The organism is Marinobacter mobilis (genome assembly GCF_900106945.1).
GTDB classification, from domain to species: domain Bacteria; phylum Pseudomonadota; class Gammaproteobacteria; order Pseudomonadales; family Oleiphilaceae; genus Marinobacter; species Marinobacter mobilis.
The window spans coordinates 115912-129854 of record NZ_FNNE01000004.1 but is presented as its reverse complement, the minus strand read 5'-3'; the positions used below and the strand labels follow the sequence as shown (position 1 = coordinate 129854).

At 61.1% G+C, this 13943-nt stretch carries 15 protein-coding genes; 8 read left to right on the top strand and 7 right to left on the bottom strand.

The features are described 5' to 3' along the window. The 5 genes from glyQ to def all read right to left on the bottom strand — a co-directional run bounded on the left by glyQ (position 1) and on the right by def (position 5384). The gene (gene glyQ, locus BLV11_RS07595; protein WP_091812369.1) at positions 1–987 is read right to left on the bottom strand and encodes a glycine--tRNA ligase subunit alpha; all 987 of its coding nucleotides are present in this window, start codon (positions 985–987) and stop codon (positions 1–3) included. Positions 988–1140: 153 nt separating this feature from the next. Then, positions 1141–2514 carry a Trk system potassium transporter TrkA gene (gene trkA / locus BLV11_RS07590; protein ID WP_091812368.1) on the bottom strand — a complete coding sequence of 458 codons (1374 nt, stop codon included), beginning with the start codon at positions 2512–2514 and terminating at the stop codon, positions 1141–1143. Between the two features lie 39 nt (positions 2515–2553). Next, positions 2554–3855: a 16S rRNA (cytosine(967)-C(5))-methyltransferase RsmB gene (rsmB, locus tag BLV11_RS07585; RefSeq protein WP_091812367.1), complete on the bottom strand. Its 1302-nt coding sequence runs from the start codon at positions 3853–3855 to the stop codon at positions 2554–2556. Further along, positions 3856–4794 (bottom strand): methionyl-tRNA formyltransferase, encoded by a 939-nt coding sequence (fmt, locus tag BLV11_RS07580; RefSeq protein ID WP_091812581.1) that lies wholly within the window; start codon positions 4792–4794, stop codon positions 3856–3858. Between the two features lie 86 nt (positions 4795–4880). Further along, the gene (def, locus tag BLV11_RS07575; protein ID WP_091812366.1) at positions 4881–5384 is read right to left on the bottom strand and encodes a peptide deformylase; all 504 of its coding nucleotides are present in this window, start codon (positions 5382–5384) and stop codon (positions 4881–4883) included. A gap of 410 nt (positions 5385–5794) precedes the next feature. Here def and BLV11_RS07570 point away from each other — a divergent pair, with 410 nt between their 5' ends. The 8 genes from BLV11_RS07570 to BLV11_RS07535 all read left to right on the top strand — a co-directional run bounded on the left by BLV11_RS07570 (position 5795) and on the right by BLV11_RS07535 (position 12674). Continuing rightward, the gene (locus BLV11_RS07570) at positions 5795–6814 is read left to right on the top strand and encodes a LysM peptidoglycan-binding domain-containing protein (protein ID WP_091812365.1); all 1020 of its coding nucleotides are present in this window, start codon (positions 5795–5797) and stop codon (positions 6812–6814) included. A gap of 147 nt (positions 6815–6961) precedes the next feature. Continuing rightward, on the top strand, positions 6962–8161 hold the full coding sequence (dprA, locus tag BLV11_RS07565; RefSeq protein WP_091812364.1) for a DNA-processing protein DprA: 1200 nt from the start codon (positions 6962–6964) through the stop codon (positions 8159–8161). A gap of 41 nt (positions 8162–8202) precedes the next feature. Next, on the top strand, positions 8203–8763 hold the full coding sequence (tsaC, locus tag BLV11_RS07560; RefSeq protein WP_091812363.1) for an L-threonylcarbamoyladenylate synthase type 1 TsaC: 561 nt from the start codon (positions 8203–8205) through the stop codon (positions 8761–8763). Between the two features lie 9 nt (positions 8764–8772). Beyond that, positions 8773–9705, top strand: coding sequence for an oxygen-dependent coproporphyrinogen oxidase (gene hemF / locus BLV11_RS07555; protein WP_091812362.1), 933 nt, complete (start codon positions 8773–8775; stop codon positions 9703–9705). Next, positions 9698–10522 (top strand): shikimate dehydrogenase, encoded by an 825-nt coding sequence (gene aroE / locus BLV11_RS07550; protein WP_091812361.1) that lies wholly within the window; start codon positions 9698–9700, stop codon positions 10520–10522. Before hemF ends, aroE begins: the two co-directional genes overlap by 8 nt. A gap of 79 nt (positions 10523–10601) precedes the next feature. Further along, positions 10602–11375: a motility protein A gene (locus BLV11_RS07545; protein WP_091812360.1), complete on the top strand. Its 774-nt coding sequence runs from the start codon at positions 10602–10604 to the stop codon at positions 11373–11375. Between the two features lie 5 nt (positions 11376–11380). After that, the gene (locus BLV11_RS07540) at positions 11381–12208 is read left to right on the top strand and encodes a flagellar motor protein MotB (RefSeq protein ID WP_091812359.1); all 828 of its coding nucleotides are present in this window, start codon (positions 11381–11383) and stop codon (positions 12206–12208) included. A gap of 148 nt (positions 12209–12356) precedes the next feature. Then, positions 12357–12674: a PA4642 family protein gene (locus tag BLV11_RS07535; RefSeq protein ID WP_091812358.1), complete on the top strand. Its 318-nt coding sequence runs from the start codon at positions 12357–12359 to the stop codon at positions 12672–12674. 35 nt (positions 12675–12709) lie between these two features. On the opposite strand, the gene BLV11_RS07530 is transcribed toward BLV11_RS07535, so the two are convergent. Together BLV11_RS07530 and BLV11_RS07525 are read right to left on the bottom strand one after the other, a co-directional pair. Next, positions 12710–13159 (bottom strand): Hsp20/alpha crystallin family protein, encoded by a 450-nt coding sequence (locus BLV11_RS07530; protein WP_091812357.1) that lies wholly within the window; start codon positions 13157–13159, stop codon positions 12710–12712. 190 nt (positions 13160–13349) lie between these two features. Then, a complete protein-coding gene (locus tag BLV11_RS07525; protein WP_091812356.1) occupies positions 13350–13913 on the bottom strand; it encodes a gamma carbonic anhydrase family protein in 564 nt (187 codons plus the stop codon). Between the last annotated feature and the right edge of the window lie 30 nt (positions 13914–13943).

Genomic DNA, 13943 nt, shown 5'->3' with positions numbered 1-13943 from the left:
TTATGCGTTCCCTTTACCTGAGTCAGTCGCTTGTTCGTCTGCATCGGCCAGCAGTTCCTGGCGCAGGGCGTCTGGCGCCATCGGGAAGCCGAGGGCCTTGCGGCTGTCGAAATAGGCCTGGGCGACGGCCCGGGCCAAGGTACGGACCCGAAGGATGAAACGTTGACGCTCGGTTACCGAGATGGCATGACGGGCGTCCAGCAGGTTGAAGGTATGGGAGGCCTTGAGGACCTGCTCGTAGGCGGGCAGTGCCAGGCCGGCTTCGATCAGCCGCTTGCTCTCGCGCTCATGGACGTCAAAGCTGTGAAACAGGAACTCGGTATCGGCCTGCTCGAAGTTGTAGGTCGACATCTCCACCTCGTTCTGGTGGAACACGTCGCCGTAGGTGACCACGCCATCAGGGCCTTCGGTCCAGACCAGATCGTAGACACTGTCGACCCCCTGCAGGTACATGGCGATACGCTCAAGACCGTAGGTCAGCTCGCCGGTCACCGGATAGCACTCAAGGCCACCCACCTGCTGGAAGTAGGTGAACTGGGTGACTTCCATGCCATTGAGCCAGATTTCCCAACCCAGACCCCAGGCTCCCAGCGTCGGGGATTCCCAGTTGTCCTCAACGAAACGGATATCGTGGACCAGCGGATCCAGTCCCAGTGCCTTGAGGGACTCGAGGTACAGTTCCTGAATGTTGTCCGGTGACGGCTTGAGCACCACCTGGAACTGATAGTAATGCTGCAGGCGGTTGGGGTTTTCGCCGTAACGGCCATCGGTGGGACGGCGGCTGGGCTGCACATAGGCGGCGTTCCAGGTTTCCGGCCCGATGGCCCGGAGGAAGGTGGCCGGGTGAAAGGTACCGGCGCCCACTTCCATGTCCAGTGGCTGGAGGACGACACAGCCGTGCTGCGCCCAGAAGTTCTGCAGTGCCAGGATCAGCCCCTGGAAGGTCTTGACGTCCTGGGGTGCATTGAGAGTTGCCTTGTCTGTCACGACGATTGCCTGCTAATCGGTATAAGTGTCGCGCTGCCGGTCAGGAACCGGCGCGCATCGAAATAAAAGAGGGGCATTATACGCTGCCGTAGCGATGTTTTCTAAGTCAGGTATGTAACCTGTGGATAACCTTTAATGAAAATGGGACCGTAGTCAGAAAAAGGTGAGTCCGACCTGGAACAGCCGCTCGACGTCGCGGATGCGGGATTTGTCCACCAGGAACAGGATCACATGATCGTCCGGTTGCACTCGCAGGTGGTCGTGGGCGATGAGCACCTCGTTGTGACGAACGATGGCGCCGATGGTGGTCCCTTCCGGCAGGTGGATCTCATCGAGCCGCTTGCCGACGACCTTGGACGACCGGTGGTCTCCGTGGGCGATGGCCTCAATCGCCTCTGCAGCGCCTCTGCGGAGTGAGTGAACATTCACTACATCACCTCGGCGAACGTGGGTCAGCAGGCTGCCAATGGTGGTTTGCTGGGGCGAGATGGCGACGTCGATGTCCCCGCCCTGGATCAGGTCGACGTAATCCGGGTTGTTGATCAGGGTCAGGACCTTGCGGGCGCCCAGGCGCTTGGCCAGCAGCGACGCCATGATATTGGCTTCATCGTCGTTGGTGACCGCGCAGAAGACATCGGTATTCTCGATGTTCTCTTCCAGCAGGATGTCTTTGTTGGCGGCATTACCTTCCAGCACCACAGTCTTGCGCAGGTTCTCCGACAGCATCACACAGCGCTCGCGGTCCCGCTCCAGCAGTTTGACCTGATAGCGGCCTTCGAGAGTATGGGCCAGGCGCTGGCCGATGTTCCCGCCGCCGCAAATGAAGATGCGTTTGTAGGGCTTGGATAATGGCTGCAATTCGCTCATGACCGAGCGGATATGGTCGGTACCGGCAATGAAGAACACCTCGTCACCGTCTTCGATCACGGTATCGCCCTGGGGGATAATCGGCCGGTCACGGCGGAAGATCGCCGCCACCCGGGTGTCGATCCGCGGCATGTGGGTACGCAGGTGGGACAACTCGTGACCCACCAGCGGCCCGCCCTTGGTGGCCCGCAGTGCCACCAGTCGCACCAGCCCCTTGGAAAACTCCAGTACCTGCAGCGCGCCCGGGTATTCAATCAGCCGGGTAATGTGGCGGGTGACCAGATGCTCTGGGCTGATCAGCACGTCAATCGGAAAGCCCTGTTCGGAAAACAGTTCCTTGCGGGCCAGATAGGCATTGGCGCGAACACGGCTGATTTTGGTGGGCGTCTTGAACAGCACGCTGGCAACCTGGCAGGCCACCATGTTGACCTCGTCGCTGTTGGTTACCGCAATCAGCATCTCAGCGTCGTCGGCGCCGGCCTGACGCAGGATGGTGGGGTAGGAGCCGCGGCCCTGGACGGTACGGATATCGAGGCGATCCTGCAGTTCTCGCAACCGTACGCTGTCGGAGTCGATCACGGTGATGTCGTTGGCTTCATTCGCCAGGTGTTCCGCCAGGGTACCGCCGACCTGTCCGGCGCCGAGAATGATGATTTTCATGGATCGGTTTCCTGTTCAGGGCGCTCTGGGGCCCGCTGTTCACGACTCGGGTTTCGTCAGTACCGCATAGAAAAAGCCATCGTGGCTGTCCGGATCCGGCAACAGCTGCCGGCCAGCCCCCATGTCCCGTCCCCAGCTAACCGTGGGCTCCACCAGCCGGGCGTCGGTTTGCTGCTTGAGGAAGCGCTGGATTATACGGTGATTTTCCTGCGGGAACACCGAACAGGTGGCGTAGACCAGACGCCCGCCCGGTTTGAGGATACGCCACATAGCCGCCAGCAGTCCGGTCTGGATAGCGGCCAGCGGGACGATATCCCCTTCCCGCCGCAACAGCTTTATGTCCGGATGACGGCGAATCACGCCGCTGGCGCTGCAGGGAACGTCGAGCAGGATGCGATCGAAGGGCTGGCCGTCCCACCATTGTTCCGTCGCCGCGGCATCGGCTGCTTTGAGGGTTGCCTGCAGCGCCAGCCGGTCCAGGTTTTCCTGGACCCGTGGCAGGCGCTCCTCTGACTGGTCTATGGCCACCACTTCGTCGAGCTGGTCGCAGCTCTCGAGGATGGCGCAGGTCTTGCCACCGGGGGCGGCACAGGCATCGAGTACCCGCTGCCCCGGCGCCAGATCAAGGAGCGACGTACACAGTTGTGCGGCTTCATCCTGAACGCTGACCGCCCCGTCGGCAAAGCCTGGCAGGCGATCGACGGGCTGGGGTTTGACCAGTTGGATACCGTTACGGGCAAAGCGGGTGGGCCTGCCCTCGATGCCGGCCTCGGCGAGGCGCTCGAGATAGTCCTCGCGGCTACCCTGGCGCTGGTTTACCCGCAGCGTCATGGGGGCCTGGATATTATTGGCGGCGAGCACCGCTTCCCAGTCATCGGGCCAGTTATGGCGTAGTTTCTCGACCATCCACAGAGGATGACTCAGCACGGCGGCGGGATCCGTCAGCTCAGGACTGCCGTCCCGTTCGGCGCCGCGCAGCACTCCGTTGACCAGTCCGGTCAGGTGGGGCTTACCGAGGTCGCGACAGGCCTCAACCGCTTCGTTGAGCACGGCATAGCTGGCCTGCTGGCTGAACCGAAGTTGGAACAGCGCTACCAGCATAAGCTGGTGGATGACCCGATCCTGCTTGCGCAGGGGCTTTTTCAGCCGTTGCTGCAATTCGGCGTCGAGCCGGTGAAACCAGCGGCAGGTGCCATAGCACAGAGCCTGCAGCTCGGACCGTTCGTGGTCATCGACCTGATACAGGGCCGGTGGTAACGCCTGGGACAGGGACTGGCCCTGTTCAACGGCGAGCAGAACCTGGGCGGCAACGGCCCTGAGTGACAGCATCGGGGCGGCCATTCAGTGCAGCTCCTCGCCGACCAGCAGCAGCGGTTTGCCGCCATTGATCAGATCATTCACTGATTGCGCCCGGCTGCCGGGCAGCTGCAGCTGGTGGATACGCAGGCCGCCATCGCCGCAACGGACGTCGATACCTTCGCGCTCGCGACCAATGATCGTGCCGGGAGTCGCCTGGGGGTTGCTGGCGAGTACCTCGACCTGATGGATGCGGACACGCTGGCCATCGGCGGTGTCGGTGTAGCTGCCGGGCCAGGGGTTAAATGCGCGGATCTGGCGGTCGATGGCGGTGGCCGCTCGGGACCAGTCGATGTGGCCTTCGTCCTTGCTCAGCTTATGGGCGTAATTGGCGAGGTTGTCGTCCTGGGGTTCCGCGACCAGTGTGCCTGCCGCCAGTTGCGTCAGTGCCTTGACGATGGCCTCACCGCCCATGTCGGCCAGCCGGTCATGGAGACTGCCGCCGGTGTCAGCGGGCGTGATGGCGGTGCTGGTTTTCAGCAGCATGTCGCCGGTATCCAGGCCGACGTCCATCTGCATGATGGTAATGCCGGTTTCCTCATCGCCAGCCGCAATGGCGCGCTGGATGGGCGCGGCCCCGCGCCAGCGAGGCAACAGCGAGGCGTGGATGTTGAGGCAGCCAAGGCGCGGTGTTTCGAGCACGGCTTTGGGAAGAATCAGGCCGTAGGCAGCGACGATCATGACGTCGGGAGCGAGTGCTGCGAGTTCTTCCCGGGACTGGTCGTCCTTGAAATTGAGCGGCTGGAACACCGGAATCCCGGCGTCGAGGGCGACCTGTTTGACGGGGCTCGGAGTCAGCCTGCGTCCGCGACCAGCCGGCCGGTCGGGCTGGGAGTAGACCCCCACGACCTGGTGCCCGGCCTGTAACAGGGCCTTGAGGGCAACAGCGGCAAAATCGGGGGTTCCTGCAAATACAATGCGCACGGATGAATGATCTCTGAGTCGGTGAATACGAAAAGACCGGGTGTGTAACCCGGTCTTGGAAATCTGTTGTGGCGCCACCTGGCCGGTCAGGCGCGGATCTTGTGCTGTTTCTCCAGCTTCTTGCGAATCCGGTTACGCTTGAGCGAACTCAGGTAATCAACGAACAGCTTGCCGTTGAGGTGGTCCATCTCGTGCTGGATACACACGGCCAGCAGACCTGTGGCCTCCAGTTCATAGGGCTCACCGTTACGATCCAGGGCCTTGATCCGGACGTGCTCGATGCGCTCGACGTCCTCGTAGAAACCGGGTACGGAGAGGCAGCCTTCCTGCATCTTCTCGTAGTCGCCCTCGAGTACTTCCACTTCCGGATTGATAAACACCAGCGGTTCGTTATGGTCTTCCGACAGATCCATCACAATGATCTGCTGGTGGACGTCCACCTGGGTGGCGGCCAGGCCAATGCCGGGCGCATCGTACATGGTCTCGAACATGTCGTCGATGAGCTTGCGGGTCTGGTCTGTGACCTCGGTGACTGGCTTGGCGATGGTTCGCAGTCGCGGGTCCGGGTACTCAAGAATCTCTAAAATCATGGTCTGTGGTTTCGTCTGCCGTTTACATGCGAAATAATCATCTGCGATGCGTCGTCGCGGGTCATCCGGTTGCTGCCTGGATGCCAGAAATGCGACCGTGTACTGCGCATCGACGTTGCCCCGTCTATTATGATCTGGGTATGCCCGTGCAGGAATCAAGTGAACACGGGGGTTGGACCGCGTTATTATCCCCCAAGTTCGTTGCTGAGTACAAACTGACCAGCGACATCGGGAGAGAGCGAAACGTGGTGATTTCGCCGCCATTGGCAAATAGAATTCACTGGAAGAACAAAAGATAACATCACAATTTGCGAGAGTTCTTCTATAGTATTGGAATACGCAACTACCTGTCGGTCGGAAGACCTGCGATAACAACCATCGATTAAGGCACGCGATCAAGGACTTACACAATGAGGAAACTGCTGTACGCTCTGGCAGCGTCACTGCTGCTGCTAACTTCCTGGGCACAGGCCGCAGGGCCTGACCTGAGAACCGATCACCCCGAGCGTTACACCGTTGTGAAAGGGGATACGCTGTGGGACATCTCTTCCCGTTTCCTGAACAACCCCTGGTACTGGCCGGAAATCTGGCACGTTAACCCGCAGGTTGCCAACCCGCACCTGATTTATCCCGGTGATCTGCTGGCTCTGGTTTACATTGATGGTCAGGCCCGGGTCACCAAGGTCGGCAGCAACGATGTGGTGCGGTTATCCCCGAGCATCCGGTCCGAGCCGATTGATTCTCCGATTCCTGCCATTCCGCTCGATGTGATCGGCAGCTTCCTCTCTGACACCCGTATTGTGTCGGTGGAAGAGCTGGAAGGCGCCCCTTATGTCCTTGAAGGCGAAGGTGGTCGCATCATCACCGGCGCTGGTGACCGGATTTACGCCCGCGGTGAGAAGCCGGCGGAACATGTTGGCGTCTTCCGTCGCAGCAAGAGCTTTGTAGATCCGGATACCGGTGAGTTCCTTGGTCTTGAAGCGCGCGCCATTGCCCGGGGAGCGGTGAGTGCAGAGAACGGCGAGGTACTGACCGTTGAACTGACCAACTCCAACGAGGAAGTGCGCATTGCTGACCGTCTGCTGGTCAGTGAGGACCGTCGCATCAACACCACCTTCATACCCAGCTCTCCGGATGGCGACATCAATGGTGAGATGATTTCCGTGGAAGGCGGGGTCAACAACATTGGTCAGTACAATGTGGTTGCGATCAATCGCGGTGAGCGTGAGGGCCTGGAAGCAGGCAACGTGCTCGCGGTCTACAAGGCCGGCAACGTGGTTCGTGATCCGGTGACCAATGAAACCATCAAGTTGCCGGACGAACGCGCTGGCCTGCTGATGGTGTTCCAGACTTACGAGAAGATGAGCTACGGGGTTGTGCTGCAGGCGCTGCGTCCGCTGGCTCTGGGTGACCGGGTACAGAACCCCTGATCCCGTTGGGAGGCTGACCGCCGCTCAACAAAAGCGTGATAGAGCCGGGTAATCCCCGGCTCTTTTTTTGTCTTGAGGCCGGTCAGTAACCGGTTTGGCACAGTGCCGGTGCGCCAGGATGGCGACCGTTCCGGGAAAGGAAACCCAATGACCACATACTCCGAAAGGCCCATCAGCGGCCATGCCCTGTTCAGCGATAAGGCCGGCCCCTGGCTGGTACTGGCCCACCTCCCGGGCCTGGGGCCGAAACGCCGGCTGGCGGTCCTGGAACATAACGACGATCCACTGACCCTGCTGCGGGCTTCGCCGGCCACGCTGAAACAGCTTGGCATACCACCGACTGCACGGGCGGTGATCCTGGCTTGGCAGCAGCAAGACCTGAGCCACCCTCACCTGCAGCGGCTGGCAAATGACATCGACCGCTGCCAAGCCCTGGGAATTGAGCTGATGACCTGGGCTGATAGTGACTATCCCGAGCCCCTGCGCCATATTCATGATGCCCCATTGCTGCTGTACCTGCGTGGCAACCGGGCCTTGCTGGCGCGGGAACAGATTGCCATTATCGGTAGCCGCAATGCCAGCCCGGCGGGGCTGGATCATGCCCGCCAATTTGCCCGCACGCTCAGCGACAGGGGTTATCTGGTGACCAGTGGCCTGGCGTTGGGGGTGGATGGCAGTGCCCATGCCGGGGCACTGGATGCGGGTGGTGCGACGGTGGCGGTGATTGGTACCGGGGTCGATGTCGTCTATCCCCGGCAGCACCGGGCCCTGACCGGGCGGATCATCGAGCAGGGCCTGCTGGTCTCGGAGCTGCCGCCGGGCAGTCAGCCCCGGGCGGCCCACTTCCCCCAGCGGAACCGTATCATCAGTGGCCTGAGTCGCGGGGTGCTGGTGGTCGAGGCCGGCCTGCGCAGTGGCTCGCTGATCACGGCCCGTCTGGCGCTGGAACAGGGCCGCGAGGTGTTCGCCATTCCCGGGTCTGTCCACAATCCGCAGGTTCGCGGCTGTCATGCTCTGATTCGCCAGGGCGCGCGGCTGGTCGAGACGGTGGACGATATCGAGGAAGAGCTGGGAGCCTGGTGGTCGGTGCCGACGCCAGCCATCAAACCAGGCCGGCACGCGCCGGTACCTGAGCCTGCAACAGGCGGCGCTGCTCCCGTCGCCCCGGGTGGACTGGAGCCTCGGGAAATCGCGGTACTGGAGGCTTTAGGGTATGATCCGCAGTCAACCGATGAGCTGTGCCAGAACACCGGTCTGGCCGCGGACCAGTTGCTGCAATCCTTGCTGTTGTTGGAGATACAGGGCCTGGTTGGCGATGTCCCCGGTGGTTATGTGCGGCTACCCTGAGACCGACCCTCTCAAGGGTCCATGTGAGATACGAGCAAACGATGTCCCTGAATACCTGGCAGTGCCGCATGGCGAGCCATACCGTCCGCCATGGCGGCGTAATTGCCTATCCCACTGAAGCGGTCTGGGGCCTGGGCTGTGATCCCTGGAACCAGGCGGCGGTGGAACAGATTCTCGAGCTGAAGAAGCGGCCGGAACACAAGGGCCTGATTCTGGTGGCGGCATCGGCCGAGCAGATCCGGTTTTTGCTGGAACCGCTGCCGCAGTCGCTACAGCAACAGGCGCTCAGTCACTGGCCAGGGCCGGTGACCTGCCTGATTCCCGACCTCCATGGCCAGATTCCCCGCTGGGTTCGGGGTGAGCATGACACCGTGGCGGTGCGTGTCAGTGCCCATCCGGTGGTGCAATCCCTGTGTCAGGCGGTGAACAAACCGCTGGTGTCCACATCCTGTAATCCGGCGGGACATCAGCCTGCCCGCTCTGCCCTGCAGGCGCGTCGCTATTTTGGTGGCGGTATCGACTGGCTGGTACCGGGCGCCCTGGGCGGCGCGCGACAGCCCAGCCGCATCCTTGACCTGGCCAGCGGTCGCCGACTTCGTTAGGAGACAATCATGTCGCAAACAGCCCTTCCCGATATTACCGCCGTCCGTGAGTACTTGCTGGAACTGCAGCAGCGGATCTGCGAGACCCTCGCTGAGGTTGATGGCCAGGCAACGTTTATCACCGACACCTGGGACCGGCCGGAAGGTGGCGGAGGCATGAGTCGGGTGATCACCGATGGCGCGGTGTTCGAGAAAGGCGGGGTTAATTTCTCCCATGTCATGGGCGATACCATGCCGCCTTCTGCCACCGCCCACCGTCCTCACCTGGCTGGGGCGCCGTGGCAGGCCATGGGGGTGTCGCTGGTCATCCACCCCAACAATCCCTACGTGCCCACCTCCCATGCCAACGTCCGTGTGTTTGTGGCAACCCCGAAAGATGGCGACCCGGTGTACTGGTTTGGTGGTGGCTACGACCTGACCCCCTATTACGGCTTCGATGAAGACTGCGTTCACTGGCACCGTGTCGCCAAGGCTGCCTGTGATCCCTTCGGCGATCGGGTCTACAGTGACTACAAGCACTGGTGCGACGAGTACTTCTTCCTCAAGCATCGCAACGAACCCCGCGGCATTGGCGGGCTGTTCTTTGACGACCACAACAGTGGGGATTTCCGTCGTGATTTCGCGCTGATGCAGGCGGTGGGCAACAGCTATCTGGAGGCGTACACACCGATTGTCCAGCGCCGCAAGGACACGCCGTTTGGTGAGCGCGAGCGGGACTTTCAGCTGTATCGCCGGGGTCGCTATGTTGAGTTCAACCTGGTGTATGACCGCGGCACCCTGTTCGGCCTGCAATCCGGCGGCCGTACCGAATCCATCCTGATGTCGCTGCCGCCACTGGTGCGCTGGGATTACAGCCGGGAGGCTGAGCCCGGTACCGAAGAAGCGCGGCTGACCGACTATTTCCTCACCGGACGGGACTGGCTGGAGCTGAACCATGAGTGATGACCTGTACGCGGTGGTGGGTAACCCCATCAGCCACAGCAAATCCCCGAAAATCCACAGCCTGTTTGCCAGCCAGACCGGCGAGGCGGTGGACTATACTGCTATTCAGGCTCCGCTGGATGGCTTCAGCGAGACCGTAGCCGAGTTCTTCGCCCGGGGTGGCAAGGGGCTTAATGTGACGGTGCCGTTCAAGGAACAGGCCTGGGGCCTGGCCGACCGGCGGACAGCGCGGGCGGAAAAGGCCGGTGCTGCCAACACCCTCTACCAGGACGAGGGCGGCAAACTGGTGGCCGACAACACCGATGGCCAGGGTCTGGTCAGCGACCTGACCGATAACCATGGCCTGTCACTGGCGGGCAAGCACATTCTGGTGCTCGGTGCGGGTGGGGCTGTGCGCGGCGTTCTGGGACCGATTCTGGCCCAGGGACCGGCACGGCTGGTGATCGCCAACCGCACCCTGGCCCGGGCCGAAGCCCTGGTGGCCCTGTTCGCCGATGAGGCCGGCACCACCGAGCTGTCGGCTTGCGGCTTTGAGCAGCCCGCGGAGCCGTTCGACCTGATCATCAACGGCACCAGTGCCAGTCTTCAGGGCGATCTGCCACCACTGGCCCCGGCTGTGATCAGTGCCCGGACGGTGGTCTACGACATGATGTACGCTGCAACCACGACCACCTTCAACCAGTGGGCGCTGGATCAGGGGGCCTGCCAGGCGATCGATGGTCTGGGCATGCTGGTGGAGCAGGCGGCTGAGTCCTTCAAGGTCTGGCGCGGGGTTTCCCCGGCGACGGCTGCCGTTATCGACCGCTTGCGGGAGTGAGCTGTCAGACGCGTCAATCTGGACTATGCTTGACGGATAACCTGTTGTTCCGCGTGACAGTTTTGGCAAAAGGCACCCGATGGACATTCTCACCCTTGTAGGTCTGATTGCAGGCATTCTCATCGTCATCCTGGCGATGCTGGCCAATGCCACGCTACTGACGTTCTTCAATCTGCCGGGACTGGCCATTGTCGTAGGGGGGACGTTTGCCGTAACCCTGATCAAGTTCCGTCTGAGTTCGGTAATGAGTGCTTTCCGGCTCGCATTTTCGGCTACCTTTACCGACCGGGTGGAACGGCCCACCGATCTGGTGCGGGAAGTCAGTGAGTTGGCCCGGCTGGTGCGCAAGGAAGGTATCCTCGGGCTGGAAAGCCATGAAACCGACAACCCGTTTCTGCGCAAGGCTGTGAATCTGTGTGTCGATGGCCACGCACCGGAACTGGTGGAGGAGGCCCTGGCCCAGGAGATCCAGCAGACCACCGAACGCTACGAGGTGTCGGAGCGGGTGTTCCGCGGCATTGGTGACTCGGCACCGGCCATTGGCATGCTCGGTACCCTGGTGGGGCTGGTGCAGATGCTCAACACACTGGATGATCCTTCCTCCATTGGCCCGGCCATGGCCATTGCGCTGCTGACCACTCTCTACGGTGCCTTCATCGCCCAGCTGATTGCCTTGCCGTTGGCGGACAAGTTGCAGCTCAAGGCCGAAGACGAGCAGCGCAACCAGTTACTGATCGCCACCAGTATCCGCAACATCATGCGGGGTGAAAATCCCCGGGTGATGGCGGAACTGTTGTCTTCGTTCGTGAATCCCGAGCACCGTAAGGGATTGGTGGCTGAACGGGAGGCCTGAGCCCGGTGCCCCTGCCGAAGCCCGTCGCCAGAAAGCCGAAGACCAACGGCTCCCCTGCATGGATTGTGACCTTTGCCGATCTGGCCACGTTGCTGCTGACCTTCTTTATCCTGCTGCTGTCGTTTGCCGAACTGGACGCGGCCAAGTACCGCATGATGGCGCAGTCGATGGCGGTGGCATTTGGCAGCAGTAATGTACTGGCGGACGGAGTGGGCGGGTCGCCGCTGACGATGATCGAATCGGACACGGTGTCATTGCCGGAACCCACCGAAGCTGAAACCCCGGAGCTGATCGACGAACGCGCTGCAGGGCAGGCACCCACCCAGGTACCGGGGGGCGTGATTGATCTGGCGTCGCGCCTGATTGAGGAGCTGGAGCCGCAGGTGCGCTCTGAAGCATTGAACGTCAGTTACGATACCGAGCAGGTGGTGATCCGCTTCTCCGAGGAAGCCACCTTCCGCTCCGGTGAAGCAGCGCTCAAGCCGGGCATGGTGCCCATCATTGACCGGGTGGTGGAGGTGCTGGCTGCCTGCAGTGGTGACGTGCTGGTGGCGGGTTATACCGACGACCGCCCCATTGTCAGTGGCCGTTATCGCTCCAACTGGGACCTGTCGGCGGCCCGCGCGGTATCCGTGGTCCACGAACTGGTGATGAACCGGAAGTTGCCCGCGGAACGGGTGACGGCGGCCGGCCGTGCTGAAACCCACCCGTTGGCCCCGAACGACTCTGCGGTGAACCGGGCCCGCAACCGGCGGGTGGAAATCTCGATCCGCGATCCCCAATGCCTGGCGGCCATGCCCACGGCTGAACTGCCGGTGGAAATTCTGCCCTGAAGCCGACATCCGGACAGTTTTTAACTGTGTTTTTAACTGCTTATGACAGACGGACAGTAGCTCAGATGCAATTTATATAAGCACTGACGGATCAGCTCGTTATACTGTCGCCCTTCCTAGAACCCGATTTCAACAGTTGAGAGAGACCATGAGCGGACCTGAAAAGCCGAAAGTCATTGGCGAGGAACTGAACGACGAGCGCATCAGCGACTTTCTGAAACTCCAGCCTTATGATGCCAATGAGAATGCTGACTACTTTGTACTGATCCGCGCCTATCAATCGCTGCGGGCCGGTGATTTCGAACGGTTTGTCGGCTTTTTTGTTGCCGCAGGGCGGGATCTGAATGCGGTCAACGGCGACGGTCAGACCATTCTCGACCATGTGTCTGAACATGGCCGCAGTGGTGAGTATGCCGATTGTCTGGCCCGGGCTGGCGCCCGCAAAGCCGCGGAAGCCGGCCAGTAAGGCGGCCCCGGGAGTCTCCCGGGGCCGGACGCAGGTCAGTTCACCTCGACCTCTATGGCCTTGGGCTCCCTGGGTTCCTGCTTGGTTAACGTCAGGGTCAGCAGGCCATCTTTGAAGCCGGCGGCAATGCTGGCTTCATCAACGTTATCCGGCAGCGTAAAACGGCGGGTAAAACGGCCATAGAAGCGTTCAATCCGGTGGTGCTTCTTGTCACCGGATTCCTCTTCCTTGTGACGTTCGCCCTGAATGGTCAGTACGCCGTCGTGGACGGTGACCTTGACGTCTTCCTTGTTCATACCGGGCAGCTCGGCTTCAATGGTGAAGGCCGAATCGGTTTCCTTGATGTCCACCGCCGGGGTCCAGTCGCTGCGGGTCAGCAGCCCTTCCCGTTCACCGGCATTACGGTTCAGACCGAAGAGCCGGTTGTAGCGGTCGACCATGTCCTCAAACTCCCCCATGGGGTTCCTGCGCGTCAGATTACCCATAATGAAACTCCTCCTACGAACCTGAAATCGTGGGATGCATTGCTGCATCCGTGGTTGTGTCAGACATCAGCTTCGTTCCCGGAACAGCCCCATCACAGTGGCGCCTACTGGACGGTTATCCGTGAACTGCCTCTATTCCGGTTTATAGGAGCGGCCAGGGAGTTTTTCAACGGTCGTTTTTTGATCAGGGTCAAGGTTGGGTTATTTGAGGTTCGCCAGCTTGTTCCGCCAGATATTCGTCCTTCAGCTTCACATAGTTGCCGGCGGTGTACTTGAAGAAGGTCCGTTCCTTGTCACTCAATGGCCGCGCCTGCTTGCAGGGTGAGCCCACATACAGGTGACCGGACTCAAGGGTCTTGCCCGGCGGCACCAGGCATCCGGCCCCAATGATAACTTCGTCTTCTACCACCGCACCGTCCATCACCGTCGCCCCCATGCCCACCAGGACCCGGCTGCCAATGGTGCAGCCGTGAAGCAGCGCCTTGTGGCCCACGGTCACGTCGTCGCCAAGGATCAACGGCCAGCCGCCAGGATTGAAGTCACTGGCGTGGGTGATGTGCAAGACCGAACCGTCCTGAATGCTGCAGCGGTCGCCGATGCGAATACGGTGCATGTCACCGCGGATTACGGTCATTGGCCATACCGAACAATCGTTGCCCAGCTCCACATCTCCGATCACGACGGCACTGGGATCAACCCAGGTACGCTCGCCGAATTGTGGCGTGGTACCCTTGTGAGAACGGACATTCGCCATTACATATACCTCATACGAAACGTGATTGAG

Bases quoted from the DNA above. Each gene is read 5' to 3' on its own strand.
- BLV11_RS07545 (WP_091812360.1), top strand. From the start codon at position 10,602: ATGGACATTCTCACCCTTGTAGGTCTGATTGCAGGCATTCTCATCGTC.
- BLV11_RS07530 (WP_091812357.1), bottom strand. From the start codon at position 13,159: ATGGGTAATCTGACGCGCAGGAACCCCATGGGGGAGTTTGAGGACATG.
- BLV11_RS07535 (WP_091812358.1), top strand. From the start codon at position 12,357: ATGAGCGGACCTGAAAAGCCGAAAGTCATTGGCGAGGAACTGAACGAC.
- dprA (WP_091812364.1), top strand. From the start codon at position 6,962: ATGACCACATACTCCGAAAGGCCCATCAGCGGCCATGCCCTGTTCAGC.
- tsaC (WP_091812363.1), top strand. From the start codon at position 8,203: ATGTCCCTGAATACCTGGCAGTGCCGCATGGCGAGCCATACCGTCCGC.
- BLV11_RS07570 (WP_091812365.1), top strand. From the start codon at position 5,795: ATGAGGAAACTGCTGTACGCTCTGGCAGCGTCACTGCTGCTGCTAACT.
- rsmB (WP_091812367.1), bottom strand. From the start codon at position 3,855: ATGGCCGCCCCGATGCTGTCACTCAGGGCCGTTGCCGCCCAGGTTCTG.
- aroE (WP_091812361.1), top strand. From the start codon at position 9,698: ATGAGTGATGACCTGTACGCGGTGGTGGGTAACCCCATCAGCCACAGC.
- BLV11_RS07525 (WP_091812356.1), bottom strand. From the start codon at position 13,913: ATGGCGAATGTCCGTTCTCACAAGGGTACCACGCCACAATTCGGCGAG.
- hemF (WP_091812362.1), top strand. From the start codon at position 8,773: ATGTCGCAAACAGCCCTTCCCGATATTACCGCCGTCCGTGAGTACTTG.
- def (WP_091812366.1), bottom strand. From the start codon at position 5,384: ATGATTTTAGAGATTCTTGAGTACCCGGACCCGCGACTGCGAACCATC.
- trkA (WP_091812368.1), bottom strand. From the start codon at position 2,514: ATGAAAATCATCATTCTCGGCGCCGGACAGGTCGGCGGTACCCTGGCG.